This window comes from Nonomuraea sp. NPDC049480, assembly GCF_044465905.1.
Classification (GTDB): Bacteria; Actinomycetota; Actinomycetes; order Streptosporangiales; family Streptosporangiaceae; genus Nonomuraea.
This window is the reverse complement of sequence record NZ_JBITMD010000005.1, coordinates 150,512-176,458: the sequence shown is the minus strand read 5'-3', so window position 1 is coordinate 176,458 and position 25,947 is coordinate 150,512. Positions and strand designations below refer to the sequence as shown.

Below are 25,947 nucleotides of genomic sequence, written 5' to 3'. Positions count from 1 at the left end.
TCCGGGGCTCCGCTCGCCGCCCTACTGCTGGGACTGGCTGGGCGACGGGGAGACGGTCGCCGTCGGCTGCTGCTGGCCCGTCGGCTCGGGCGGCAGCGGGGCCTCCTCGGCCGTGGTCCTGATGGCGTCCTCACCGCCGCACGAGGCGCCGCGCTCCGGTGTGTCAGGGCCGCTCTGGTACCGCTTGATGAACGCGCCCAGCTTCGGGTCCGCCGGGTCGTTCAGCTTGAGCTGGTGGCCCCACGACGACACCACGATCGGCGCCGGCAGGTTCGGGAAGGGGCTGACCAGCATGTATTCCTGCTGGCCGGTGGACGACGCCACTTCCTTCAGCTTGTCGATCTGCGCCTTGGGCAGGTCGGGCCGGTAGGTGATCCAGGTGGCGCCGTGCTCCAGCGAGTGCACGGCGTGCTCGGGGTGGATCGGCTTGTCGTAGATCCCGCACTGCTGCCAGTAGTTGTTGTGCTGCCCGCCCACCGGCGGGGTCTCCTTGTACGTGACCGCGGTCCACACGTGATCGCCGCCGTCGTACTTGACGCTGGACACCGCGTCCAGCGAGGTCTCCTGGGCCTGCCTGATCAGGTAGAAGCCGACCACGCCGACGAGCACTACGATGATCAACCCGCCCGTTCCCCACATGAGCAGCGCGGCGCGGCGTTGTTTGCGCTTCTGGTCGGCCCGCATCTTCTGCAGATGCTCGCGCCGCGCCTGCGCCTTCTCCTTTGTCATCGTCCCTCCATCGGCGAATCAATCAGGGGTCACCCTATGCCCTCCGCACGTATGCGGAGAATAAGGGCCGCATAAGCGTCCGATCACGGGCCTTGCCCGCAGATGGGTACGCTGGACGAGCCATGGAAAAGCCCGTCACGAAACAAATCCTCGCCGTCGGCGCCGTGCTGGTGCTCGCCGCGGCCGCCTTTCTGCTCTTCGGCCGCTCTGGCACGCCCGGCGACTCCTCGCCCGAGGCCGGGTTCGCCCGCGACATGGCCACTCATCACGCGCAGGCCGTCGACATGGCCTTCACGATCAGGGACAAGGGCCCCGCCAAGGAGATCAGGAACCTGGCCTTCGACATCATCTACACCCAGGCCAACCAGCGCGGCATGTTCCTGGGCTGGCTGGATCAGTGGGAGCTCGGCCAGGTGACCGACCAGAAGCCGATGGCCTGGATGAGCGGCCACGGGCACGGCGGCGTCACGGTCAAGCCCGGCACGATGCCCGGCATGGCCACGCCGGAGGAGCTGACCAAGCTCAGGGAGGCGCAGGGCACGCAGGCCGAGATCCTGTTCCTGCAGCTGATGATCCGCCACCACGAGGGCGGCGTGCAGATGTCCGAGGGCCTGCTGAAGCTGTCCACGCGCCCCGAGGTGGTGCGCATGGCTCAGAACATCGTCAAGGGGCAGAGCGGCGAGATCAAGCTCATGACGGACCTGCTGAGCAAGCGCGGCGCCCAGCCCTATCCGTCGATACTCACTCCGCGGTAATGGACGCGGACGCCGTCGTCGTGGGCTCCGGGCCCAACGGGCTCGTCGCCGCCGTCACACTGGCCCGCACCGGTCGCCGGGTGCTGCTGCTGGAGGCGGCCGACCGGTTCGGCGGCGGCCTCCGCTCCGGCGAGCTGACGCTGCCGGGGCGGGTGCACGACCTCGGCGCGACCGTGATGGCGATGGCGCTGGCGTCCCCGGCGTTCCGGGCGCTGGAACTCAAGGGCGTCGAGTTCGCCCATCCGGCCGTGCCCGTGGCGCATCCGCTGGACGACCGTCCTGCCGTGCTCGTGCACCGCGACCCGCGCCGCACCGCCGAGGCGCTCGGGCGCGACGCGGGCGCGTGGCTGGCGACGGCCGGCGCGACGGCGCGAGCCGGGTTCCCGCTGGTGGAGCTGCTGCTCAAACCCTTGGGGCCGTGGGACGTGCCGGTGCGGGCGTTCGCGCAGGCGGCCCGGTTCGGGCTCGTCGGCGCGCTGCCGGCCACGACGTTCGCCCGGCGGGCGTTCCGGACCGTGGAAGGGCGGGCCCTGATCGCGGGCATGGCCGCGCACTCCATCCTCGACCTGCGTTCCCCCGTCACCGCCGGCTACGGCCTGCTGCTGGCGTCCCTGGCCCACCTGGTGGGCTGGCCGCTGGTGCGGGGCGGGTCGCAGGTGCTGGCCGACGCGCTCGTGGCCGAGCTGAGGTCGCTGGGCGGCGAGGCGGTCACCGGGCACCGGGTGCGCCGCCTGGCGGAGCTGGACGCGCCGATCGTGGTGCTCGACGTGACGCCCAGGCAGTTCCTCGCCATGGCGGATCTGCCCGCCGGCTACCGGCGGCGGCTCCAGCGCTTCCGCTACGGTCCCGGGGTGTTCAAGCTGGACTGGGCGCTGGACGGGCCGGTGCCGTGGCGGGACCCGGCGGTGGCCGGCGCGGGGACGGTGCACCTGGGCGGGACGCTGGAGGAGATCGCGCTCAGCGAGGCGGAGATGGCCGCCGGGCGGCACTCGCCCCGGCCGTACGTACTGCTCGTCCAGCCGTACGCGGCCGACCCGGCGAGGGGCGGGCACACACTCTGGGCGTACTGCCACGTTCCCCACGGGTCCACGGTCGACATGACGGAGGCCATCGAGAATCAGATCGAGCGGTACGCTCCCGGGTTTCGTGACCGGGTGCTGGCCAGGCATGCCATGGGGCCGGCTGAGCTCGAGGCGGGCAACCCGAACCTGGTGGGGGGCGACATCGGCGGTGGGATGGCCGGGCTGCTCCAGTTCGTGAACCGGCCCGTCTGGTCTCCGGCGCCGTGGCGTACCCCGCTGCCCGGGGTGTTCTTGTGCTCGGCCTCGACGCCGCCCGGGGCGTCGGTGCACGGGATGGGCGGCTGGCAGGCGGCCCGCCTGGCCGTGCGTTCCTGACGACCGCCGCGCGGCGCGACGCGGCGGCGGACAGGACCGGAATCGGGCCGTCACCCCGGCGTCAGGAGCCGGCGGCGGTCATCTCCTCGGCGATGGCGGCCGCGAAGGCGTCCACGTCGGCCTCCGTCGTGTCGAAGGCGCACATCCAGCGCACCTCCCCCGTCGCCTCGTTCCACGTGTAGAAGCGGAACCGCTTCTGCAGGCGCTCGGTCACGTCCCTGGGCAGGACGGCGAAGACGGCGTTGGCCTCGACGGGCCGGGGCAGCCCGACGCCCGGGATGTCGCGGACCGCGTCGGCCAGCCGCCGTCCCATGGCGTTGGCCCGGCGCGCGTTCCGGAGCCACAGGTCCCCCGACAGCAGCGCCTCGAACTGCGCCGACACGAAGCGCATCTTCGACGACAGCTGCATGAACGTCTTGCGGATGTAGTCGATCCCGGTGGCGGCGTCCGGGTTGAGGACGACGACGGCCTCGCCGTACAGGAGGCCGATCTTGGTGCCGCCGAAGGACAGCACGTCCACTCCGGCATCCGTGGTGAGCGCCCGCATGGGCACGTCCAGGGCCGCCGCGGCGTTCGTCAGACGGGAGCCGTCCAGGTGGACGAGCAGCCCCCGTTCGTGGGCGTGCGCGCAGATCGCGGCGATCTCGGGGGGCGTGTAGAGGGTGCCCAGCTCGGTGGTGTTCGAGATCGACACCACGCGCGGCTGGGCGCGGTGGACGTCGCCGAAGCCCCACGCCTGCCGGTCGATCAGCTCGGGCGTGAGCTTGCCGTCGGGCGTGGGGACCGTCAGGAGCTTGATGCCGCCCACGACTTCGGGGGCGCCTCCCTCGTCGGTGTTGATGTGGGCGGTCTCGGCGCAGATGACCGCCTCCCAGTGCGCGGTCATGGCGCGCAGGGAGACGACGTTCGCGGCCGTGCCGTTGAAGACCGGCCAGGCCCGCGCCTGCTCGCCGAAGTGGCGCTGGAAGACGTCCTGCAGAGCCTCGGTGTAGACGTCGTCGCCGTAGGCGATCTGGTGGCCGCCGTTGGCGGTCGCGATGGCCTGGAGGATCTCGGGGTGCACGCCGGCGTAGTTGTCGCTGGCGAACGTCTTGAGCTGGGGGTCGTGCCGGGGAATCAAGAAGTGAGGTCCAATCGCATGCCGTTGATCTCGGCGGCGGGACGGTCGTACAGGCCGCCGATCGCCGCCGCCAGGTCGTTGACGTCGGTGAAGCCGGTGAAGCGGGCGTCCGGCTTGGCCGCGCGCATGGCGTCGTTCACCAGGGCGTTCACGACCAGGATCGTGGCGGCGCTGCCCGTGCCGGAGAGCGCGTCGGCCAGCGCGAGGGTCCACGCCTCCGCCGCCGCCTTGGCCGCCGCGTACACGGCGCCGCCGGCGGCCGGCCGCTCGGCCGCCTTGGCGGAGACGATCACGAAGCGGCCGTTGCCGCTGCGGCGCAGCAGCGGCTCGAAGGCCAGCGACACGTGCTGGAGCGTGCGGATCAGCAGGTCGTGCAGGACGTCCCAGTCCTCGAGGCTGGTCTCGGCGAACGTGGCGGACCCGCGCCACCCGCCGACCAGGTGCACCACACCGTCCACGCGCCCGTACTCGCGGTCGACGCTCTCGGCCAGCTGCCGCACCGCCGCGCGGTCGAGGAGATCGACCTGCTCCTTGTCGACACCGATCACAGTGTGACCATTTTTCCGGAAATATCCGGTTACAGCCTCACCCGTGGGCCCTCCGGCCCCGGTCACCAGAATGATCATGCTCGGAGTCCCTTGGTCGATTCGACGACATCGGCCAGCTTACGGCGCAGCGCCTCGTAGAACATGCTCAGGGGGAACTCGTCCGGCAGCACCGCGTCCACCTTGGCCTTCTGCTCCTCCGGCAGCGCCTCGATCCCCTTCGCCCAGGTGGACGCCGGGTGCGGCGCCACGTACGCGCTCACCAGCTCGTACGCCGCCAGCCAGTGCGCCAGCTTGGACCGGTCGATGCTGTCGCGGTAGAGCTTCTCCACCTCGCCGCGCAGGCCGGCCACCCCGTCCGCGACCCGCTCCCAGCCGATCGACAGGCGGTTGTCCGTCCACCGCACGACGTCGTTGCGGTGCAGGCAGGCGAAGAGCAACTGGCCGCCGAGCCCGTCGTAGTTCCGCACCCGGTCCCCGCTGATCGGGAACCGGAACAGCCGGTCGAACAGGATCGCGTGCTGGACGTACCGGGCGTGCGGCACCCCCTGCCGCTCCAGCTCCACCGCCTCCCCGAACGCGGTCAGGTCGCAGCGCAGCTCCTCCAGCGAGTACAGCCAGTACGGCATCCGCTGCTTGATCATGAACGGGTCGAACGGCAGGTCGCCGTGGCTGTGCGTGCGGTCGTGGACGAGATCCCACAGCACGAACGTGTCCTGCGCGAGCTGCTGGCAGTCCAGCAGCCGGGCGGCGTCCGGCGGCAGGTCGAGCTTGAGCATGGCCACGGCGGCCGCGGACACCCGCCGGAACCTGGCGGCCTCCCGGTCGGCGAAGATGCCGCCCCAGGTGAAGCGGGCGGGCGTCTGGCGCACCGCGACCGTCTCGGGGAACAGCACGGCCGAGTGGGTGTCGTAGCCGGAGGTGAAGTCCTCGAACGCGATCGGCACGAACATCGGGTTGTCGTAGCCGTTCGCCTCCAGCCGGGCCAGCCAGTCCGGCCAGATCGTGCGGATCCAGACGGCCTCGAGGTTGCGGTCCGGGTTGCCGTTCTGGGTGTACATGGGGAACACCACGACGTGCTCCAGGCCGTCCACGCGCTGGGTGTCGGGGTGGAAGAGGTCGAGCGAGCCGAGGAAGTCGGGCACGCCCAGGTCCCCGTCGGCCCAGGCGGCGAGGTCACGCTGGACGGCCTGGAGGTACGCGGCGTCGTGGGGGAAATAAGGCGATATTTCGCCCACGTGCTCGGCGATCCGCCCCACCAGCGCCCTGGCCTCCTCCTTCGCCTCCTGCCGCACCGAGCCGTCCTTGACCTGCAGCGGCCTCAGCTCCTCGACGGCCGCCTTGAGCCGGGCGAACAGCGCGGCCTTGGCCTCGTCACGGGCCTCGTCACGCGCCCCTCCGGCCGCGACGGCGGCCGGGACGCGGGCGGCCCAGGTGACCACGTTGCCCCACAGCCTGCGGTGGTCGTGGTCGTCGATGGAGTCGTCGCCGAACAGGTCGGAGTCGGCGAACACGACGACCCTGCCCTTGCCGTGCCTGACGGCCACGGCGAGCGGCGCGCCCGCCGGGTCGGCCGTGGCGGACGTCCTGAACAGGACCGTCCCCTCGGCGGCCAGGGTCAGCACGCCCGTGCGGTAGAAGCAGGCGGTCCTGACGCCCGCCAGCAGCCCGTCCATGGTGGCGCGCGCGGCGAGCACCCAGGTGGCCACGTCCCGGTGCGCGTTCCCGGGGTCGCGCACGGTGGTGTGCCCGACCCCGACCCCGAAGCGCCCGAGCAGCTCGCGCAGGTTGTTGCCGTACTTGTCCTGCTCCTCCTCGGCCAGCACCACCAGCCCGCCGCCACCGGCGACATAGTCCTCGATGGCGTCCAGCTCGGCGTCGGAGAACACCGGGCTGCCCGCGCCGATGGTGCGTTCCCAGCGCTCCCCCGACGGGTGCGCGATCACCAGGACGTCCTGCCCGGCCAGGACCTCGGCGTCGAGCGGCCCCGAGGTGTGCGCGGCCACGGTGTGCCCCAGGTGCCGCAGCAGCCCGGCCGCGCGGGCGTAGCTGTTGTCGTCGGGGTGCGCGGGGTTGATGGCCTCGGCCACCTCGCGCCGGACCGTCCACGACTCGCTGTGCGCCTCGTCGAACAACACCCGGGGGAACGCTCGCATGAAATATCTCCTGCATCCATGGCCTATTGCAGGAAAATATACACATGAAAGGAGTCGTTTCACCAAACCCTCAGGCGGCTCCGGGCCGGACGACACCGGACTCGTACGCGAACACCACGGCCTGCGCCCGGTCGCGCAGCGAGAGCTTCATCAGCACGCGCGCCACGTGCGTCTTGACCGTCGCCTCCCCCACGTACAGCTCCCGGGCGATCTCCGCGTTGGTGAGGCCGCGCGCCAGCAGCCGCAGCACCTCCAGCTCGCGCGGCGTCAGCTCGCCCAGCATGGGCGAGGGCGTCGGGTCGGCGCGACCGGCGAACGAGGCGATCACCCGGCTGGTCACCGCCGGATCGAGCAGCGCGTCCCCGGAGTGCACCACCCTGATCGCCTCCAGCAGCTGCTCCGGCGGCGACACCTTGAGCAGGAAGCCGCTGGTGCCGGCGCGCAGCGCGGCGTAGAGGTTCTCGTCGGTGTCGAACGTGGTCAGCGTGACGATCTTGGGTGGCGACGGGGTCTCCAGCAGTTCCCTGGCCGCGGACAGCCCGTCGAGTCTGGGCATCGAGATGTCCATCAAGACGATGTCCGGGCGGGTGCGCCGGGCCACGGCGATGGCCTCCAGCCCGTCGGCGGCCTCGCCGACGACTTCCATGCCGGGGTCGCTGTCGACGACCATGCGTAACCCGGCCCTGACCATCGCCTGGTCGTCGGCGATGACTATGCGAATGCCCACATGCCGGAGGGTAGACGCCGGGCGCATGCCTTGAACACCCAGGTCAAGCCGTACACAAGTGAGTTCCAAGTCACGACACGTGGACGCTCTGCCTGATGCGGGTCTGGGTGGCGTCGTCACAGGTGGTCTTGGCGCAGAAGTACATCACGAGCATGGTCTTGGGCTCGCGGTCGATGACGTAGCTCACGAACGCGAGCCTGGCGCCGGTCGCGGGGTCGCGCAGCGAACCGTCGAAGCGGGTGGCGGGGCGGTTGCCGGCCTGGTCCTGCACGGGCTTGCCGACATCGACCTCGCCCGGGAGCATGACCTCCATCTTGGCCTTCATCTGCTCGGAGTCGCCGGCGGGGTCGAGGGTGTCGGAGATCTGCACGTACACGCCGGAGGCCGCGTCGGGGTCCTCGGCGACGATCTGGGAGACCGTCGACCAGTCGGCGCCGGGACCGGCCACGAACAGGGACTCGAACTCCTGGGCGTGCGGCGAGGCCACGGCGAACAGGTCGCGGTGGGTGCGTACGGTCCAGTCGCCCGGATAGTCGAACGTGAGCGGCGCGGCCGTGCTGGTCTGGTAGCGGGACCAGGTGTCGCCGCGGTGGCTCATGATGATGAACGCGACCAGGGCGAGCGCGGCGACGGCGGCGACCAGCGTGGCGGCCACGATCGGGACGCGGCCGGGCCGCTTGCGCCGCCCGGACGGCTGCGTGGGCGGCGCGACCCCACCGGGCGGCTGCCCGAACGGGGCCGCGTGGCCCGGCTCACCACGCCTGGGCCCCGGGTGCGGACCGGACGACGGTCCCGAGTGCGGCACGGGGTGGGCGCCCGAGCCCGGCACGGGATGCGGCCCGGAGTGCGGGCTGGTGCCCGGCCGGGGAATGAGAGGCGCCGCGCCTGCGACGTCGGACGGCAGGAACTCGTGCTGCCCGCTGATCGCGTCGCGCAGCGCGGAGACGAACTCGGTGCAGGTCGCGTAGCGCTGCTCGGGCGACTTGGCCAGGCCGCGCATCATCACGGCGTCGATCGCGGGCGGCAGCTCCGGCCTGATCTGCGACAGCGGCGTGGGCTGCTCGGCCAGGTGCGCCCACAGCAGCGCGATGTCGTTCTCCCGCTGGAACGGCAGCCGCGCCGACAGCGCCTCGTAGACCACGCAGGCCAGCGCGTACTGGTCGCACCGGCCGTCGATGTGCTCCTTGTTGATCTGCTCGGGTGACATGTACCGGGGCGTGCCGATGAACTGGTCGGTCTGGGTCAGCCCGGAGATCGACGAGCGGTGCTTGGTGATGCCGAAGTCGGTCAGGTAGACGTGGTTGTCGGCGAGCAGGATGTTGGCCGGTTTGACGTCGCGGTGGATGAGGTCGTGCGCGTGCGCGGCGTCGAGCGCGGCGGCCACCTGGGCGAAGATCTGGTTGGCCTGGCCGATCGGCAGCGGGCCGCGGTCGTAGATGAGGCGGCGCAGGTCGAGGCCGTCGACGTAGCGCATGGCGATGTAGAGCACGCCGTCGGCGTCCGCGTTGGCCTCGTAGATGGGGATGATGTTGGGATGCTCGATGCTCGCGACCGTCCTGGACTCCAGGATGAACCGCTGCCTGAACCGGTCGTCGACGCTGAGCACCGGGTTGAGGATCTTCAGCGCCACGCGGCGGCTCAACCTCGGGTCGAGCGCCAGGTAGACGACGGCCATGCCGCCCTTGCCGACGATGTCCTCGATGTAGTACCCGGCCACCTCCTGGCCGATGAGCGATCTTTCATTCAATTGCATCACGTCTCGATGGGGTGACCGCAGTAGCCGCAGAAGCGGTGCGCGGGCCCGAGCCTCATGCCGCACGAGGTGCAGTATTTGACCCCCGGATCCTGCGCCGTCATCACCTGCTGCTGCTGCGGGACCACTTGGAACGGCTGGGATCGCCGCACGACCACGGTCTGGTTGGCGCCGTCGTCGAGGTCGAGCGGTGGACCGGCCGCCAGCGGTTGCGGCAATTCTGTCGGTTTATCAGGAGTGCGGCGGCGCCACAACAAATACGCTCCACCGCTGGCGGCTATGAAAAGTATCGCCGCCGCCACGATGAACGGCCACAGCGGCATGGACCCCGCCGGCTCGGCGGCCGCCCGCTTGGTGCCCTGGTCCTCCGGACCGCCGCGCTTGGCCAGCGAGGTCTTCAGCAGGTCCGCGGCCACCACGTTCCCAGGATAGAGCTCCAGCACGCGCTGGAAGCCCGGGGCGGCCTCGGTGAAGTACTTGGTGTGGTAGCGGGTCAGCGCCGCCTCGAACGCCGTGTCGATCGCGCCCCTGCGCGGCACGACCTTGGCCTGGGACAGGATGCCGGTGATCTCCCTGACGCCGATCATCTTGCCTTCTTTGCCGCCGCCGACGAGCAGGCCTATGACGTGGCCGTTCTTGTCGCCGATCACCGGTGCGCCCACCAGCCCCTTGTCGGCCAGGCCGCCCAGCTTGACCGGCTCGTCCACCTTCTTCTCGGGGTCGGCGAACGGCCTGCCGGTCTCTCCCTGGCCGCCGCCCTTGCTCAGGTGGGCGATCTCGACGGTGTGCTGCACGTTCGGCCCCGGCCGGCCGAGGAAACCGGCGATGCCGGCGGGCGAGCCCTCCTGATCGGGCACCTTGTCGGCGAGCGGCGCGGTCGGCATGCCGAGGCTGCCCGCGAACGGGGTCAGCGGCACCAGCACGGCGGGGCTGTCGGGCGCCGGGCCCGCCTTGATGCACTTGACCTTGAAGCCGTCGGTGCTGGCCGGTGACACGTTGGGGAAGGCCGTGATCTCGGTGGTGACGTTGATGATGCAGGTGGCGGTGTCGCTCTTGGGCGGGTAGCACGCCTGCAGGTGGCGGTTGAGCTGGTCGTCGGAGAGCTTGTGCTTCTTGTAGTCGAGGGGGACCTTCACCTTGTGGTGCTCGGCGAAGACCTTGTTGGCAGCGTAGATCGCGACGTCGTTGGGGTTCACCGCCAGGCGCCGGAGCGCGACCATCGTCCCGTCGGGGTTGACCACGGTCGCCGTGCCCGACGCGAACGGGATGTCATAGGACCTCTCCACGTGTTTCAGCTCGCCGATGTGATCGAGCAGAGTGATCTCCACGTGGGACACGGCTTCCACCCGCACCACGGCCGGGGTCACCAGGTCGGTGATCCCGCTCGGGTGCTCGTGAGCCGCCACCGGCATCGCGGTCAGCACCAGTGCCACCGCGACGCCACCGGCCAGAGCTGTGAGGCGCGCCATCTCCGCTCCAAAGAACACAGGAATAGGACAAGGGTCCCAAGCACATGCCGTAAGTCAATAGACCGCTACGTAGACAAGCGCTTGCTAGGCGGAATAACGTACCCGGATGGGCTACGTGATCGGCGTCGATGTCGGCGGCACCTTCACCGACGTGGTCCTTCGCGACACGTCCGGCGCGATTGCCGTGGCCAAATGTTTGAGCACCCCCTATGACCCCATCGCGGGAATCGTCACCGGCGTTACACGCGCCCTCGCTGACCGCGACCCCGCGCAGGTCACGCGGGTGGTGCACGCCACCACCCTGGCCACCAACGCGGTCCTCGAGCGCAAGGGCGTGCGGGTCGCCTACGTCACGACCCAGGGTTTCCGCGCGGCCATCCCGCTCGGCCGCTACGCCCGCGTCGAGGAGGACCGGTACGATCTGCGCTTCTCGCCGCCCCCTCCCCCGGTGACCGCCGGGGACTGCTTCGAGGTGGTGGAGCGGATCTCGGCGCGCGGCGACGTCCTGACGCCGCTGGACCCCGGCTCGGTACGACGGGTCGCCGCGGAGATCACGCGACGGGGCATCGCGTCGGCGGCCGTGTGCCTGCTGCACGCGTACGCCAATCCGGACCATGAACGGCAGGTCGCCGCGATCCTGCGGGAATCGGTCGCGAACGTGGTGACCTCGTCGGAGGTGTGGCCGGAAATCCGTGAATACGAGCGCGCCACCACCACCATCATGTCCGCATATATCGGCCCATTGATGGCTTCTTATCTCTCGCGGCTGCGCGAGCGGCTGGCCGAGGCCGGCATCCACGCGCCCATCCACGTCATGGAGTCGAGCGGCGGCGTGATCTCCGCCGAGCTGGCCGCCAGGCGGGCGGTGGCCACGATCGAGTCGGGCCCGGCGGCGGGCGTGCTGGCGGCGGCCGGGACGGGGTTCGCGAACGTCATCTCGTTCGACATGGGCGGCACCACCGCCAAGGCATGCGTGGTGCGCGGCGGGCGGCCGGAGATCACCCACGAGTTCCACGTGGGTGGCAAGGGCAGCTTCGGCGGGCGGCGGGCGGGCACCGGCGTGCCGATCAAGACCCCGGCCATCGACCTGGCGGAGGTGGGGGCGGGCGGCGGCAGCATCGCCTGGCTCGACGCGGCGGGCGCGCTGCGCGTGGGCCCGCACTCGGCCGGCTCATCGCCTGGCCCGGCCTGTTATGGCCTGGGCGGCTCCGAGCCGACCGTCACGGACGCGAACCTGGTGCTCGGCTATCTCGCCTCGGCCTCCATCCCGCTGTCGCCGCCGCTGGCGGACAAGGCCCTCGACCGGCTCGCGGGGCCACTCGGGGTGTCGCGGGAGCAGGCGGCGTACGCCGTGCACGAGATCGTCAGCGCCTCGATGGCGTCGGCCGTGCACGTGGTGACGGTCCAGCGCGGGATCGACCCGCGCGGCTTCGCCCTGGTGGCCTTCGGCGGCGCGGGGCCGATGCACGCGGCCCGGGTGGCGGAGCGGTTCGGGATCTCCACGGTGGTGGTGCCCGCGTACTGCGGGGTGGCGTCGGCGGCGGGCCTGCTGGCCGGGGACCTCTCCACGGACCGCGTCCTGTCCCGGCTGGACGCCGACCCGGAGGCGGTCTTCACCGAACTGGCCGCGGAGGCGTCGTCCGACCTGGGCGTCTCCCTCGGCGATCCCGGGGTGCGGGTGCTGCGGTCGGTGGACGTACGTTTCAAGGGCCAGTCCCACGACCTGACCGTCGGCTGGTCCCCCTTGCGGGACGTCCTCGCCGCCCGCTTCTTCGAGAGGTACCGCCAGGTGTACGGGATCGCGCAGGAGGGCGAGATCGAGCTGGTCAGCTACCGCATCCGCGTCACCACCCCCGCCGAGCAGCACCGTCCCGCCGCCGGTGCGGCGGGAGGCGGTACGGCGGAACCCGCACCACCACCCTCCACCGCCAGGCGGGCGTACTTCCCGGAGACGGGCGGCTACGTCGAGATCCCGGTGCACACCAGGGACACCATGGACGGCCCGCTCCAAGGCCCGGCGATCATCGAGGACGCCGAGTCCACGATCGTCGTCCCGCCCGCCTGGACCGCCACCCTCACCGGGTCCCGCGCCGTCCACCTGACCCAGGGGACCGCCCCATGACCGACGCCCTCACCGCGGAGGTGCTCAGGAACGCGCTGGTGGTGGCCGCGGAGGAGGCCAGCATCGTGGTGGTGCGCTCGGCGTACTCCACGTTCATCGTGGAGGGCTCCGACGCCTCGGCCGCCGTCCTCGACGCCCGCGGACGCCTGATCGCCCATTCCATGGCCACCACGCTCATGAACAGCATGGCGCTCAAGGTCGCGCTCCCCGAGCTGATCAAGGACATCCCCTTGGAGACGATGCGCCCGGGTGAGGCGTACGTGCTCAACGACGCCTACCGGGGTGGCGTGCACACCAACGACCTGCTCGTCTACCGCCCGGTCTTCGTCGGCGGAAGCCCCGCCTACTTCACCGCCACCATGATCCACGTCTCGGACCTGGGCGGCCTCTCGGCAGGCGGGATGGCCCCGCTGGCCACGGACATCTTCCTGGAGGGCCTGCAGCTCCCTCCGGTCCGCCTGGCGACCGCGGACGGGATCGACCCGGCCATGGAGGCCGTCCTGCGGGCCAACAGCCGCACCCCGGACAAGGTCATGGGCGACGTACGGGCGCTCGTGGCCGGCACGGCGGTGGCCGCCGCCCGCCTTGAGTCGCTGATCGGCGAGTACGGAGTGCAGGGCCTGGCGGCGGGCGTCGACGACTACCTGGACTACACGGAGGCCAGGACCCGCGCCTCCCTGGCCGAGCTGCCCGAGGGCCGGTTCGAGGCGGCGTACCCGATCGATGACGACGGGATAAATCCCGAAAAATCGCATCACATCCGGGTCGCCGTCACCCTCGGCGCCACCGGCGCCGTGCTCGACTTCGCGGGCACGGACCCGCAGGTCCCGGCGGCGATCAACGCCTCGGCCTCGCAGTCCCTGGCGGCGGCCGTCTTCGCGCTCCGCTGTTTCCTGGACCCGACCGTCCCGATGAACGACGGCTGCCTGCGCGCCATCGACGTGCACCTGCCGGAGGGCTCCCTGCTGAACGCCCGCTCCCCCTACCCCTGCGGCGGCCGGTACGTCCCGATCTACGCCGCCATGGAGGCCGTCTTCCAGGCCCTGTCGGACGCGGTGCCCGAACGGGCGATCGCGCCCAGCGGGATCCTGCAGCCGTTCTCGATCGCCGCGGTGGGGGCTCCGTACTGGATCCACCTCTCGTACGACTTCGGCGGCGTGGGAGCCCGGCAGGGGCTGGACGGGCCGGACGCGACGGGCGTGCACTTCGGCATCGGCCGCAACTCGGTGCCGCAGGCGGAGCCGGTGGAAAGCCGCTGCCCGCTGATCGTCGAGTCGATCGAGACGATCCCGGACTCAGGAGGTCCTGGCCGGTTCCGCGGCGGTCTGGGCTCGCGGACGGTGTACCGCTTCCTGGCCGACTGCCATGTGACGACCCGCGGCGACCGCCTCCGCCTGCCGCCCCCGGGCCGGGACGGCGGCCTGCCGGGCCGGCTGGGCGGCTTCTTCAAGCGCCACCTGGACGGGACGGTGGAACGGCTCGCGTCGAAGGTCAACAATGTGCGGTTCGCGGCCGGGGAGGCGTTCATCGTGGAGACCACGGGCGGCGCCGGCCTCGGCCCGCCCGGCGAACGGGACCCGAAGGCGGTCCTGGCCGATCTCGAGGCGGGACGCGTCACGCATCGAGGAGCGGCCGAGGACTACGGGGCCGAGACTCAGTCCTCGATCAGGTCGGCAGGATTGAAGCTGATCGGGTAGGGCGTCGCCAGTGATGCGAGGGTCCCGGCCCTGTGGGCGACGGGTCCTCTGTAGGAGTCGCCGTCGAGGTCGTAGACGTAGAGCGTCGGCCCTTCGTCGAGCTCTACACGCCAGTAAGTGGGAATGCCAACCTTGGCATATGCCTCGACCTTGGTCGCCCGGTCACGTGTCTTCGTGCTCGGACTGACCACCTCCACAGCGAGCAGCACGTCCTCGGGCGTGAACATGAGTTTGACCGACTTGAACCTGCCCTTGGGCACCACGACCAGGTCCGGGATGTAGAAGTCCGTGTCCGACGCGCGCACGTTGACCGTCAACAGCACCTTCAGATGCGACGGCACCGTTCGGCGGAGAATCGTCCACAGCAGAGAGAGCGCGTCCTGGTGCTGGGGGGTGGGGGCAGGGCTCACTACTAGGCTCCCGTTGAAGAGCTCGTAACGGTTCCCGTCGTCGGGGAAGTTGAACAGGTCGTCGACAGTGAACGGCGCGATGGGAAAAGCCATGCGCTCCGTCGGTTCGATCGTCGCCATTGCGGTCACCCACTCAGTATCGGGAGTCTCGCCCTCGCCCACATGCTACTTCCCTGGATTTCCTCACTTTGGGTCACGAGGCCGCCACTCTTCGGCACCTTGTCGCACGACCGCATGCACAGCCCTCGCCACCCGAGCCCCCCACTCCGACCTAGGTCCCCCGAACAGCTCCGGCGTCCCCTCGACCGGCACAGCCACGCACACCGCGTCCGAAGCCGTCCCCGTGCACGGGAACCCGGCCTCGATCAACGCCTGCGACTTCGCCTCCGTGACCGTCATCACGGCGTTGACCAGAGCGGCGTCCGTCATCGGCACAGGTATCACGGCGACGATGTTGACGGTCCCGACCCGCATCGGAGCCAGCTCCGGATCCCGGAAACCCTCCGGGGCGGCCGCCCAAGTGGGGACGCGTAAGCCCACGGTCGCGGCGGCCTCCACGCCGCCGTCCGCCGCCCGCACGTACCGATCGACCGACGCGGCGGTCATCATCCCGACGCCCGGGCCTGCGGGCCCCAGCGAGAGCAGGTGATCGACCGGGTCCATCCGCGAATACCCGGCCACGACCTGCGCGTTCAGCACCCACTCCCGCTCCCCGATGCCCCCGCCGAGCATCGCCGAGGAGATCATCCGCCAGCCCGGCCCGAACTCCCACAACAGCGACCCGAGCCGGACCCCCTCCTCCACCCGATACGTCAGCTTCAAGGCCCTCCCCTGACCAGGTGCACGACGGGCCGGCCGTCCGGCCCAGGCTCGATCTTGACATGGGCGTCGAAGTGCCGTCCCACCAATTCCTCGGTCAGCACCTGGGCGGGCTCGCCGGAGGCGACGGCGCGGCCGTCGGCGAGGAGGAGCAACGCGTCGGCGTACAGTCCGGCCACGGTCAGGTCGTGCATGGTGGTGACGACGGTGAGCCCGTCGGCGCGCCTGAGCCGGTCCACCAGTTCCAGCACCTGCTGCTGGTGCCCGAGGTCGAGCGCGGTGGTCGGCTCGTCGAGCAGCAGCACGGGCGCCTGCTGGGCCAGCGCCCTGGCCAGCACCACCCGCTGCCGCTCCCCGCCGGACAACTCCCCGGCGCGGCGCGTGGCGAGGGCGTTCAGGTCGAGCCGGTCGAGCACGGAGGCGGTGACCTCGCGGTCGTGGCGGCTCTCCCGTCCCAAGTACGGGATGTACGGCGTCCGCCCCAGCAGCGCGTAGTCGAAGACCGGCATGTCGGGCGGCAGCGCGGGCGTCTGCGGCGCGTACGCCAGCAGCCTGGCCCGCTCACGCGGCTTCAGCCCCGCGATCAGCCGCCCGGACAGCGTGACGTCGCCCCGGTGCGCCACCAGCCCCATGACGGCTTTCAGCAGGGTGGACTTGCCGGCCCCGTTCGGCCCGATGATCGCCAGCCACTCTCCCCTGCGCACCCGCAGGCCGACGTCGTGGACGACCTCGCGCTCGCCGAGGCGTACCGACAGGCCACGGGTCTCGATCACGTGACCGCCCGCCTGGTCATGCGCAGGATCCCCACGAAGAACGGCGCCCCGACGAACATCGTGACCACGCCGATCGGCAGCTCGGCCGGGGCGACGACGGTGCGGGCGACGAGGTCGCCCAGCACGAGGAAGGCCGCGCCGCCGATCAGCGACAGGGGCAGCACGATCCGGTACGAGCCGCCCGCCAGCCGCCGTACGACGTGCGGGACGACGATGCCCACGAACCCGATCAGCCCGCTCACCGCCACGGCCGCCGCGGTGGCCAGCGAGGCCGCCAGCAGCACGGTGAAGCGCACCCTGGCCGCCCGCAAACCCAGGCTGGTGGCCTCCTCGTCGCCGACGGCGAGCACGTCGAGCACGCGCCCGTGCAGCAGGAGCAGCACGGAGGAGACGACCGCGTACGGGAGCACCAGCCAGAGCTGGTCCCAGCCGCCGCCGACGTCGCCGAGGATCCACGAGTAGATGCGCTGCAGCTCCTCGACCTTGAACTGCTGCACGAACGTCTGGATCGCGGTCAGGAACGACGTGACCGCCACCCCGGCCAGCACCAGCGTGGCGGTGCCGCCCGCACGCCCGGCCGTGTTGCCGAGCGTGTAGGCCAGGAACACGCCCCCCACGGCCCCGGCGAAGGCGGCGACGGGGATGCTGGCCGCCACGGACGGCAGCGCCACGATGGCGAGCGTCGTGGCCAGCCCCGCGCCGGCGGCCGCGCCCAGCAGGTACGGGTCGGCGAGCGGGTTGCGGAACACCCCCTGGTACGCGGCCCCGGCCATGGCCAGCAGCCCGCCGACCACGGCGGCGACGAGCACCCTGGGCAGCCGCAGCTCGTACAGCAGCCCCTGTTCTACGGGCGCCAGCCCCGAGTCGATGTGCACGAACGGCAGCCAGTCCGCGGCCTGGAGCACGACCCGCCACGGCGGGATGTCGGCGGCCCCGTCGAGAAGTCCGGCGATCATGGAGACGGCCAGCACGCCCAGGGCGCCCGCCACCCAGAGGGGTCTGGCCCTGGACGGGCCGTCCTGCGTCGCCATGGTCAGCTCGCGCCGGCCTTCGACACGGCGGCACCGATGGTCTCGGCGAGCTCCACGATGCGCGGCCCCCACCGGGAGGCGACGTCGTCGTCGAGCAGGATGACCCGGTCGTTCTTGATCGCCGACAGGTTCTTCCAGCCTGGCCGCTTGGCCAGGGCCTCCTTGTTCTGCTGACAACACTTGACGTCCGCCAGGAAGATCAGGTCGGGGTCGGCCTGGGCCACGAACTCGGCCGACAGCTTGGGGTAGCCGCCTGCCGCGTCGGGCGCCTTGTCGGCGATGTTGGTGAGGCCGAACATCGCGTAGATCTGGCCGATGAACGTCTGCGACGTCGCCGCGTACGGCGTCTGGTCGAGCTCGTGGTAGAACGTGAGCTTCTTGTCCTTGGGCGCCTGGGCGGCGAGCTTGTCCATGGCCGTCTTCATGCCGGCGACCACCTCGTCGGCCTTGGCCTTGTTGCCGGTGGCCGCGCCCAGCTCCGCGATCTCCTCGTACGCCTCGTCGATCTTGGTGGCGGCGGGCTCGAGGAGGACGGGCACGTTCAGCTTGCCCAGCTCGGCGACGACCTTGTCGAGATCGTCGGAGACGATGACCAGGTCGGGTTTCTTGGCGACGATGGCCTCGACGTTCGGCTTGAAGCCGGACAGGTCGGTCTTCGGGGCCTCTGGCGGGTGGTTGGACTGATCGTCAACGGCGACGACCTGGGGTCCCGCGCCGATGGCGAACAGCGTCTCGGTGTGGGTGGCCGAGAGCGAGACGATCCGCTCCGGCTTCTTGGTGAGCGTGACCTTGCCGTTGCCCGCCTCGATGGTGACGGGGAAGCCCTCCGCGGCCGGGGCCGCGGCGGAGGAGGTGGGGGCGGAGGTGGGGGTGGCCGTGGTGCCGGTCTGGCCGCATCCGGCCAGCACCAGCGTTCCCAGCAGCGCGCCCGCGAAGGCCGTGCGTACGGGCCTCACGAGAAGTCCTTTCACACTGTCGGAACCGAGAGACCCGCGATGAGCGACGGATCACCCTTTTCCACGAGGGTTGATGGCGTCAGCGCAGAGGCAGGCGACCTGGCTGTGACAGTTGCGGGACAGCGCCGGACTCGCACCGGACTTCGCTGCAACACTGCGCTTTCGACAAACCGTATCAATCTCCCAAATGCCCTGGACGTCAAGGGGCGAGTTGGGCCTCCGCCTCGGCGATGATCCGCTGCAGCCTCAGCCCGTGGGCGGCGTCGAGCGGGTGACCGCCGCCGTTGCGCACCGTCTGGGCGAACTCCTCGGCGACGACGTCCAGCGGGTCGTCGTCGAAGGGCAGGAGGACGGCGTTGCCGGTGCGGCCGTACACGGCGAACGTCGCGGGCGGCAGGTCGCCGACGGCGGCCATGCACAGCGACACCTCGGAGACCGCGCCGCCCTCGTGCTCCAGCAGCAGGCCGGTCCAGCCGAGCGGATTGCCGTGCGCGCGCACGCCGGCCACCGGGCCGAGCGCGGCGTCCAGCAGGTCGATCACGTGCGGGCCGACGTCGAGCAGCGCGCCGCGCTCCAGCCGCCAGGGGGTGGCGAAGGGGTGGTCACCGAGGAGGGCGCCGGAGATGTTCGCGGCGTGGCCGCCGAACGGCTGGATCTCGCCGCACCGGGCGAGGAACGTGCGGGTCTCCACGGCGTAGCGGAGGGTGAGCACGAGCTGGGAGGCCACGCCCGCCTCGGCGATCGCGCCGGCGAGGCGCCGGGCGGCGTCGAGGGATTCGCCCAGCGGCTTCTCCAGCAGCAGCGGCTTGCCCGCGCGGGCGGCGCGGACGCCGAGCGCGGCCTGGACGGCGGGCGGCACGCAGAACGCCACGGCCTCGCAGGCGTCGAACAGCTCCTCGATCCGCTCGAAGACCGGCGCTCCGAGACCGGCGGCCGCCTCGGGCCGCCGGGCCCAGACCCCGGCCAGGCGCGTGTGCGGGCCCTTGGCCAGCATGGGCGCGTGCGCCATCCGGGCCCAGGGCCCCGCTCCGACCAACCCGACCGCCACCGGTTCCATGAGACCTCCCAGGGTCACCTTAGGAGACACGGCGGCGTGATCCACTCAAGGGGGGCATATCACCGCTCTCCCCGCTTTCCGCCCAAGATCTTTGCAGCATTGCGGCCGTCCGGCCTTACCTCCAGTAAAGGCAACGGTGAGATTTGAAACGGGGATTTAATGCGGAAAAGTCTCATTAGCGCGCTTTTGGCGGGTTTAGTGCTCGCCATCTCCACGGCCGGAGCCGCCTCAGCGGCGCCGGACCGGCAGACCGCCGACCCGATCACGGCCGAGCAACTGCGCCTGTTCCTGTTCAGGGGCATGTACGACCCGGCGAGCAGCCGGCTCGAGGTGGCCGCGACCCTGAAGGCCCTCGAGAACGGCCAGGCCGCCGAGCTCCCCTCCACGGCCAGTACCGCAACAACACATGCGCCCGCGACCACATCGAGACGTACTTGACGAGCGTCTTCGGTTCTCTGTGTTTACCCAAGTAAAACGGACATCAGCGTAGTCTCGTCGCACGTCGGCCGAGGCTGGGCGGCGGCCGAGGATCGTCCCGTGTCGGTGACCGGCCGGCCGCTGCACTGATCGGCACGGCTGCACTGATCGGGCACGATGGGCGGGCGCCCCGCGCGGTGCCCGCCCATCGGCGTCATCGGGCGTCGCGCCACCGCTGGATGGCGTGCTGAGGGCGGTGGGCCAGGGTGCCGGAGTCGATGACGAGGGTCTGGCCGGTGACGCAGCGGCTCTCGTCGGAGGCCAGGAACGCCACCAGGTTCGCCACGTCCTCGACCGTGCACGGCCATGGCAGGAGGCGTTCGGCGGCCTTGTCGGCGAGTTGCTCCGGCGACAGGGTGTGCTGGGCGGCCGGAGTCATGACAAGGGCGGGGGCGACGGCGTTGCAGCGGATGCCGCGGGACCCGTACATGGTGGCGACGTAGCGGGTGAAGCCGATCAGCGCCGACTTGGACGCGCCGTACGCGGCATGAACCAGGTCGCCGACCAAGGCGGACACCGACGAGGTGAGCACGATGGCGCCGCCGTCGGGCATGGCGGGGATCGTGTGCTTGACCATGAGCATGGCGCCGCGCAGGTTGACCTCCATGGTGCGGTCCCAGACGGCGACGTCGAGCCCGTCCAGCTCACGGTCGCGGCCGTACACCTCGTAGTCGAGGGCGGCGGCGTTGGAGTGCAGGACGTCCACCCGCCCGAACGACGCCACCAGGGTCGCGACCGCCTCCTCCACCTGCTTCTCGTCGGAGACGTCGCAGGTCAGCGCCGTGGCGGTGCCACCGCGGGCGCGGATGGCGGCGGCGGTGCTCCTGGCGGAGGCCGCGCGCAGATCCAGCACGCCGACGCAGGCGCCCTCGGCGGCCAGCCGCCCCGCGCACGCCGCGCCGATCCCGGATCCGGCCCCCGTGACCAGCGCGACGCGCCCGTCGAAGCGGCCGGTCACCAGGCCACCTGGAGGGACGTCAGGCCCCGGCCGACGATCGACTTCCGGTGGGCGATCTGCTGTTCGGGAACCAGGCGCAGGCCGGGCAGGCGGCGGCCGAGCACGTCGAGCGCGGTGCGCAGTTGCAGGCGGCCGAGCGCGGCACCGACGCAGAAGTGGATGCCGTAGCCGAAGACCATGTGGTCGGCGGCGTTCGGGCGGTCGATCCAGAAGCGTTCCGGGTCGGGGAAGACGGTCTCGTCGTGCGCGGCGGAGTCGGTGGACAGCAGGACGAGGGCGCCCGCCGGGATCGTCACGCCGTGCAGGGAAACGTCGGCGGCGGCGTAGCGGAACGAGCCCAGCGAGGCGCCGTCGATGCGCATGCACTCCTCGGCCGCGTTCCCGGCCAGCGGCGGGGGCACCGGCCAGGCGTCCTCCCTGAGCAGGCGCAGGACGGTGTTGCCGAGCTGGTTCGGCACGGTGTCGTTGCCGCCGAGCAGGATCGTGGAGATCAGCTCGACCACCTCCCTGTGCGTCAGCTCCTCACCGATCAGCGAGGTCATCAGGGAGGTGAAGTCGTCCCGCGGGTCCTTGGCCCGGGCGGCGACCAGCCGGTCCACGTAGTCGAGATAGGTCAGGAAGCTGTCGGCCAGCTCCAGCTGGCGCCGCGGCGGCTGCGGCGCCAGGAAGAGCTGGAACCAGTCCTTGACGTGCGCCTGCACGAACGCCTCGTCGGACTCCGGCACCCCGATGAAGCGGGCGGTCAGCTTGATCGACGGCTCGTGCCCGATCTCGGCCACGAAGTCGGCCTCGCCGTGCGGCTGGATCCGGTCGAGGAGGTCCTCGTTGAGCCGCCGGAACGCGTCCTCCATGGCCGCGACCGCGCGCGGCGTGAACGCCCGCGACACCGACCTGCGCAGGCGGGTGTGGTCGGGCGGGTCGACGTTCGCGACGAAGCTGGACAGGAACGAGCCGTGCTCGCCCAGCTTCTCCCTCGTCTCGCCGGTGAGACCGCGGGAGATCGTCAGCGAGCCCTTGGAGGAGAAGCGCCGCGGGTCGCCGTACGCGGCCCGCACGTCGGCGTACCGGGTGAGCACGTACGCCTGGAGGTGCTCGCTCCAGAACACCGGCGACTCCTTACGGAGGCGGGCGAGGAACTCATACGGGGCGGCGACGTGCCAGTCCGCGTTGATGTCGAAGTCCTCGATCATGCGAAGATCCTCCGCGGGTTGTCGACGAGCATCTGGTGGATCTGGTCGTCCGTGACACCCCGTTTGCGAAGCTCGGGGACGACGTCGCGGGAGATGTGGAGAAGGTGGTAGTTGGGGTGGCGCACGCGGACGACGTCGGCGTCGAAACGATCGTTGAAGCAGTACGAGTCGTGCCCCAGCACCATCTTTCCGGCGTGCCCGCGCTCGCACATCGCGACCACCGCCGACACCCGCTGCTCGAACGAGCTGATCGTCTCGATCCCGAAGCGGTCCATGCCCAGGTAGGAACCGCCGGCGACCAATTCCTCCAGGTACGCCGGGTCGGCCGAGTCCCCGGCGTGCCCGATCACCACCCGGCCCAGGTCGACCCCGAGTGAGCCGAGCAGGCGCTGCTGCTCCAGACCGCCCTTGGAGGCGCTGTGCGAGTGCGTGGTGATCGGGGCGCCGGTCTCCAGGTGCGCCTCGGCCACCGCCCGGAACACCCGCTCGCACCCCTTCGTCATCCCCAGATGATCGGAGGCGCACTTGAGCATGGCGGCCTTGACCCCGGTCCGCCCGATGCCCTCGGCGATGTCCCGTACGAAGAACTCCGCCAGCCGGTCGGGCCCGCCGAAGAGCGATCCCGGTCCCCGGTTGGCGAAGTACGGCGGCAGCGTGTCGTAGGTGTAGAGCCCGGTCGCGACCACGATGTTGACGCTGGTCATCTCGGCCACCCGCTGTACCGACGGGATGTGGCGGCCCAGCCCGACCACGGTCAGGTCCACGATCGTGTCGACGCCCTCGGCCTTCAGCGCGTCGAGCTTGCCCGCCGCCTCCCGCGCCCGCGCCTCCGGGTCCCAGCCCTCCGGGATGTCCGGCCAGTTCCACAGGATCTCCGGGCTCAGCCCGAAGACGTGCTCGTGCATGAGCGTCGCCCCCAGATCGGCGACCGGGCCTCTCACGGTCTCAGGCACGGGAACCTCTCGTGCTCGAACGGCCGGTTGACCTGGAGCCCGAGCCCGTCGGTCTGCTGGTACGGCAGGCCGGTGTAGAGGGCGTCGGCGTCGAAGTAGGTGACCGTGAACGACAGCCGCGGGCTGTCGTGGCGGTTGGCGGGCGCGCCGTGCACGGTCAGCGAGTGGTGCACGGTGGCGTCGCCGGCTTTGAGGTCGAGCGGCGGCGACAGCTCCAGTTCCTTGAGCCACGGATGCTGGCTGAGCTGGTCGTCCCCGGGCCGGGTGAAGCTGCGCCCCAGCAGGCCGAAGCGGTGCGAGCCGTCGTAGAACCTGAGCGAGCCCATGCCGGCGGGCACGTCGGCCAGCGCCAGCCACACGGTCAGCATGGCCGAGCGGTCCATCGGCATCCAGGGGAAGTCCTGGTGGAACTCGGTGGCGCCGTGCTCGCCGGCCTCCTTGACCAGCAGGTTGGTGACCTGCACGCGGACTGCGCGGACGCCGCGCAGCAACCGTACGGCGTTGCGTCCCATCTGGGGGCTCATGGTCAGCGCGCCGAACAGCTCGTCGCTCGCCGCGATGTCCCTCGACTGCCCGAATGCCTGGTCGACCAGCGTCCGCTTGCCCTTGGCCCGGCCGCTCAGGTAGCCGGTGGCCCGCTCGCGCAGCTCGGCCACGGTGCCGGGGTCGACGAGCCGGCCGAGCCGCACCCAGCCGTGCTCATGGAAGAACGCCACCTCGTCGTCGGTGGTCTGGCGCACCGGGATCTCCATGGGGCCAGTCTCGCACCTAAAGCAAGCGCTTGGTAAGACTTGAATCGAGCAGCCCCGTACTCATGCGCGCGCCGCCGCCGTCATCCTGGCGCCGCCGATCGGCACGGACACCGACGCCGCGATCCACGCGGCGGCCTGAGCCCCGCGCCGAAGTTCTCGGCATAAGGTTGCACCCAAGCGCTTGCTCAACTTGCTGGGAGGACACGTGCGGCCGTTCAGGTTCGGGGCTGTGGTGCGGGAGGCGGAGTCCGGGAAGGCGTGGGCCGAGAAGGCCAGGCGGCTCGAAGGGGCGGGCTTCGACGTGCTGCTGGTGCCCGACCACCTCGTCGGCCCCCGGTTCGCGCCCATCGCGGCGCTGACCGCGGCCGCCTGCGCCACCGACCGGCTGCGTGTCGGGACGCTGGTGTTCGCGAACGACTTCCGGCACCCGGCGGTGCTGGCCAAAGAGGCGGCGACGCTCGACCTCCTGTCCGGCGGGCGGCTGGAGGCCGGGATCGGGACCGGGTGGATGGCGGGCGACTACGCGGGGGCCGGGATGGCGCTGGAGACGCCCGGGGTGCGGGTGGAGCGGCTCCAGGAGGCGATCGCCGTGCTCAAGGGACTCTGGGGGGACGGGCCGTTCCAGTTCGAGGGGCGGCACTACCGGATCGACGGGCTCGATCAGTGGCCCAAGCCCCTGCAGCGGCCGCATCCGCCGCTGGTGCTGGGCGGGGGCGGGCCGCGGGTGCTGCGGCTGGCGGCCGAGCAGGCCGACGTGGTCAACATCGGGATGCGGGTGAAGCGGGACGGCAGCGGGCCCGACAGGAAGGACGGCGGACTCGAGGCGTTCCTGGACAAGCTCCGGCACGTCCGCGCGGCCGCCGGCGACCGCTACGCCCACCTGGAGCTGGGTACGAGCGTGGTCCAGATGGGCGGAGCCCGGAAGGCGGAGGAGTCCTGGAGCGCGGTCGACAGCTCGTCGCTGGACGAGACGCCCCAGGTCCTCCTCGGTACACATCACGACATAGTCGACAAGCTCCGCTATTGGCGGGATGAGCACGATATTTCGTACTTCGTGGTGCACAACGAGCGCGACCTCCCCATCTTCGGCCCCGTCGTCGAGGAACTGGCTACGGCACGAGGATGACCTTGCCCATCGTGTTCCTGCTCTCCAGGGCCTCGTGCGCGTCAGCGGCCCGGGCCAGAGGGAACGACTGGACGGCGGGCGTGAGCGACCCGTCCGCGACCGCATCCAGGGCCCGGGCGCACAGGTCGGCCATGCCCCCGCGGCCGAGCAGATGGCCGATTCCGTCGTACACGGTCACGCCCCGAGCCGCCGCCTCCTCCGGCTCCGGGAAGAACCACTCCCCCGCCGCCGACCCGAACACCACGTGCCGCCCGCCCCGCCCGAGCAGCCCGTACGCCGCCCGCCCCAGCTCCCCGCCGACCCCGTCGAAGAGCACGCTCACCTCGCCGAACGCCTCCCGCACGGCCTTGTCCCAGCCCGGCCGCAGATAGTCCACGGCCAGGTCCGCCCCGAGCTCCTCGGCGCGAAGCACCTTCGCGGGCCCGCCGGCCGCCCCGACCACCCGCGCCCCGACGGCGCGCGCGTACTGCACGAGCAACGTCCCGATGCCCCCGGCCGCCGCCGTGGCCAGCACCACGTCCGAAGCGCTCAGCGGCGCGAGCTCCAGCAGGCCGAACGTGGTGGCGCCGGTGGTGTTCATGGCCACCGCCGCGCCGTAGTCCACATGATCGGGGAGCGTGGCCAGCGTATCGGCGCCCGCCACGGCCAGGGAGGCGTACCCGCCGGAGGTCACGTCGGATGTCACCACCCTGCGTCCCACGAGGTCGGCGGGCGCCCCCTCGCCCACGGACTCCACCACTCCCGCGACCTCTCCGCCCAGGACGGCGGGCAGCGGCGGCGCCGGGTGCGGCCCGACCGGCTTCCCCTGGCGGAGCAGGGTCTCGATGAAGTGCAGCCCGACGGCGTGCACGGCGATGCGCACCTCATCCGGCCCGGGCACGGGATCGGGCAGGGTTTCAAGGCGGAGGTTCGCGGCGGGGCCGTAGGCGTGCAGTCTGATCGCTTCCATGCGGACCACTCTGCTACCTCAAGTTA

Annotated in this window: 24 protein-coding genes and 1 riboswitch; of the genes, 6 read left to right on the top strand and 18 right to left on the bottom strand. The window is 71.2% G+C overall.

The features are described from left to right. Positions 1 to 21: 21 nt before the first annotated feature. The gene (locus ACIBX3_RS16845; protein WP_397117737.1) at positions 22 to 729 is read right to left on the bottom strand and encodes a DUF3105 domain-containing protein; all 708 of its coding nucleotides are present in this window, start codon (positions 727 to 729) and stop codon (positions 22 to 24) included. Between the two features lie 122 nt (positions 730 to 851). On the opposite strand from ACIBX3_RS16845, the gene ACIBX3_RS16840 reads away from it, so the two are divergent. Together ACIBX3_RS16840 and ACIBX3_RS16835 are read left to right on the top strand one after the other, a co-directional pair. Further along, complete coding sequence (locus ACIBX3_RS16840) at positions 852 to 1,484, top strand: DUF305 domain-containing protein (RefSeq protein WP_397117735.1); 633 nt, start codon at positions 852 to 854, stop codon at positions 1,482 to 1,484. Further along, positions 1,484 to 2,881, top strand: coding sequence for a phytoene desaturase family protein (locus ACIBX3_RS16835; protein ID WP_397117733.1), 1,398 nt, complete (start codon positions 1,484 to 1,486; stop codon positions 2,879 to 2,881). The genes ACIBX3_RS16840 and ACIBX3_RS16835 overlap by 1 nt, the downstream gene beginning before the upstream one ends. A gap of 61 nt (positions 2,882 to 2,942) precedes the next feature. Here ACIBX3_RS16835 and ACIBX3_RS16830 read toward each other — a convergent pair whose 3' ends face one another. The 6 genes from ACIBX3_RS16830 to ACIBX3_RS16805 form a co-directional block, all read right to left on the bottom strand. Then, the gene (locus ACIBX3_RS16830; protein ID WP_397117731.1) at positions 2,943 to 4,001 is read right to left on the bottom strand and encodes a threonine aldolase family protein; all 1,059 of its coding nucleotides are present in this window, start codon (positions 3,999 to 4,001) and stop codon (positions 2,943 to 2,945) included. Beyond that, positions 3,998 to 4,627 carry an SDR family NAD(P)-dependent oxidoreductase gene (locus ACIBX3_RS16825; protein ID WP_397117729.1) on the bottom strand — a complete coding sequence of 210 codons (630 nt, stop codon included), beginning with the start codon at positions 4,625 to 4,627 and terminating at the stop codon, positions 3,998 to 4,000. The genes ACIBX3_RS16830 and ACIBX3_RS16825 overlap by 4 nt, the downstream gene beginning before the upstream one ends. Next, positions 4,624 to 6,702 (bottom strand): DUF6421 family protein, encoded by a 2,079-nt coding sequence (locus ACIBX3_RS16820; protein WP_397117727.1) that lies wholly within the window; start codon positions 6,700 to 6,702, stop codon positions 4,624 to 4,626. The genes ACIBX3_RS16825 and ACIBX3_RS16820 overlap by 4 nt, the downstream gene beginning before the upstream one ends. Before the next feature lie 70 nt (positions 6,703 to 6,772). After that, the gene (locus ACIBX3_RS16815; protein WP_397117725.1) at positions 6,773 to 7,429 is read right to left on the bottom strand and encodes a response regulator; all 657 of its coding nucleotides are present in this window, start codon (positions 7,427 to 7,429) and stop codon (positions 6,773 to 6,775) included. A gap of 70 nt (positions 7,430 to 7,499) precedes the next feature. Further along, a complete protein-coding gene (locus ACIBX3_RS16810; protein ID WP_397117723.1) occupies positions 7,500 to 9,182 on the bottom strand; it encodes a serine/threonine protein kinase in 1,683 nt (560 codons plus the stop codon). Further along, positions 9,182 to 10,651, bottom strand: coding sequence for a zinc ribbon domain-containing protein (locus ACIBX3_RS16805; RefSeq protein WP_397117721.1), 1,470 nt, complete (start codon positions 10,649 to 10,651; stop codon positions 9,182 to 9,184). The genes ACIBX3_RS16810 and ACIBX3_RS16805 overlap by 1 nt, the downstream gene beginning before the upstream one ends. 106 nt (positions 10,652 to 10,757) lie before the next feature. On the opposite strand from ACIBX3_RS16805, the gene ACIBX3_RS16800 reads away from it, so the two are divergent. Next, positions 10,758 to 12,773, top strand: a complete 2,016-nt coding sequence (locus tag ACIBX3_RS16800; protein WP_397117719.1) for a hydantoinase/oxoprolinase family protein — start codon at positions 10,758 to 10,760, stop codon at positions 12,771 to 12,773. Beyond that, the gene (locus ACIBX3_RS16795) at positions 12,770 to 14,470 is read left to right on the top strand and encodes a hydantoinase B/oxoprolinase family protein (protein ID WP_397117717.1); all 1,701 of its coding nucleotides are present in this window, start codon (positions 12,770 to 12,772) and stop codon (positions 14,468 to 14,470) included. The genes ACIBX3_RS16800 and ACIBX3_RS16795 overlap by 4 nt, the downstream gene beginning before the upstream one ends. On the opposite strand, the gene ACIBX3_RS16790 is transcribed toward ACIBX3_RS16795, so the two are convergent. The 6 genes from ACIBX3_RS16790 to ACIBX3_RS16765 form a co-directional block, all read right to left on the bottom strand. Beyond that, positions 14,428 to 15,000: a Uma2 family endonuclease gene (locus ACIBX3_RS16790; RefSeq protein WP_397117715.1), complete on the bottom strand. Its 573-nt coding sequence runs from the start codon at positions 14,998 to 15,000 to the stop codon at positions 14,428 to 14,430. The two genes, ACIBX3_RS16795 and ACIBX3_RS16790, sit on opposite strands and share 43 nt — an antisense overlap. A gap of 63 nt (positions 15,001 to 15,063) precedes the next feature. Then, a complete protein-coding gene (locus tag ACIBX3_RS16785) occupies positions 15,064 to 15,702 on the bottom strand; it encodes an adenosylcobinamide amidohydrolase (RefSeq protein WP_397117713.1) in 639 nt (212 codons plus the stop codon). Then, the gene (locus tag ACIBX3_RS16780) at positions 15,699 to 16,472 is read right to left on the bottom strand and encodes an ABC transporter ATP-binding protein (protein WP_397117711.1); all 774 of its coding nucleotides are present in this window, start codon (positions 16,470 to 16,472) and stop codon (positions 15,699 to 15,701) included. Before ACIBX3_RS16780 ends, ACIBX3_RS16785 begins: the two co-directional genes overlap by 4 nt. Next, positions 16,469 to 17,503, bottom strand: coding sequence for a FecCD family ABC transporter permease (locus tag ACIBX3_RS16775; protein ID WP_397117709.1), 1,035 nt, complete (start codon positions 17,501 to 17,503; stop codon positions 16,469 to 16,471). The genes ACIBX3_RS16780 and ACIBX3_RS16775 overlap by 4 nt, the downstream gene beginning before the upstream one ends. Positions 17,504 to 17,505: 2 nt before the next feature. Beyond that, positions 17,506 to 18,459: an ABC transporter substrate-binding protein gene (locus ACIBX3_RS16770; RefSeq protein ID WP_397117707.1), complete on the bottom strand. Its 954-nt coding sequence runs from the start codon at positions 18,457 to 18,459 to the stop codon at positions 17,506 to 17,508. A 71-nt stretch (positions 18,460 to 18,530) separates the two neighbouring features. After that, a riboswitch (cobalamin riboswitch) is annotated at positions 18,531 to 18,638 on the bottom strand. Between the two features lie 20 nt (positions 18,639 to 18,658). Beyond that, positions 18,659 to 19,516, bottom strand: coding sequence for a Gfo/Idh/MocA family protein (locus ACIBX3_RS16765; protein ID WP_397117705.1), 858 nt, complete (start codon positions 19,514 to 19,516; stop codon positions 18,659 to 18,661). A 186-nt stretch (positions 19,517 to 19,702) separates the two neighbouring features. Between ACIBX3_RS16765 and ACIBX3_RS16760 the strand changes: the two genes are divergently transcribed. Next, entirely contained in the window at positions 19,703 to 19,954 is a 252-nt protein-coding gene (locus ACIBX3_RS16760; RefSeq protein WP_397117703.1) for a hypothetical protein, read from the top strand. Positions 19,955 to 20,147: 193 nt separating this feature from the next. Here the strand turns inward: ACIBX3_RS16760 and ACIBX3_RS16755 are convergent, their stop codons facing one another. From ACIBX3_RS16755 to ACIBX3_RS16740, 4 genes are read right to left on the bottom strand one after another with little or no spacing between them, the layout of a single operon-like run. After that, entirely contained in the window at positions 20,148 to 20,951 is an 804-nt protein-coding gene (locus ACIBX3_RS16755) for an SDR family NAD(P)-dependent oxidoreductase (protein WP_397117701.1), read from the bottom strand. Next, positions 20,948 to 22,141 (bottom strand): cytochrome P450, encoded by a 1,194-nt coding sequence (locus tag ACIBX3_RS16750; protein WP_397117699.1) that lies wholly within the window; start codon positions 22,139 to 22,141, stop codon positions 20,948 to 20,950. Before ACIBX3_RS16750 ends, ACIBX3_RS16755 begins: the two co-directional genes overlap by 4 nt. Beyond that, positions 22,138 to 23,094 carry a phosphotriesterase gene (locus ACIBX3_RS16745; protein WP_397117697.1) on the bottom strand — a complete coding sequence of 319 codons (957 nt, stop codon included), beginning with the start codon at positions 23,092 to 23,094 and terminating at the stop codon, positions 22,138 to 22,140. The genes ACIBX3_RS16750 and ACIBX3_RS16745 overlap by 4 nt, the downstream gene beginning before the upstream one ends. Further along, positions 23,079 to 23,846, bottom strand: a complete 768-nt coding sequence (locus ACIBX3_RS16740; protein WP_397117695.1) for a phytanoyl-CoA dioxygenase family protein — start codon at positions 23,844 to 23,846, stop codon at positions 23,079 to 23,081. The genes ACIBX3_RS16745 and ACIBX3_RS16740 overlap by 16 nt, the downstream gene beginning before the upstream one ends. A gap of 205 nt (positions 23,847 to 24,051) precedes the next feature. On the opposite strand from ACIBX3_RS16740, the gene ACIBX3_RS16735 reads away from it, so the two are divergent. Next, the gene (locus ACIBX3_RS16735) at positions 24,052 to 24,972 is read left to right on the top strand and encodes a TIGR03621 family F420-dependent LLM class oxidoreductase (RefSeq protein WP_397117693.1); all 921 of its coding nucleotides are present in this window, start codon (positions 24,052 to 24,054) and stop codon (positions 24,970 to 24,972) included. Here ACIBX3_RS16735 and ACIBX3_RS16730 read toward each other — a convergent pair. Further along, positions 24,956 to 25,921 (bottom strand): zinc-binding dehydrogenase, encoded by a 966-nt coding sequence (locus ACIBX3_RS16730; RefSeq protein ID WP_397117691.1) that lies wholly within the window; start codon positions 25,919 to 25,921, stop codon positions 24,956 to 24,958. The genes ACIBX3_RS16735 and ACIBX3_RS16730 overlap by 17 nt on opposite strands. Positions 25,922 to 25,947 lie beyond the last annotated feature (26 nt).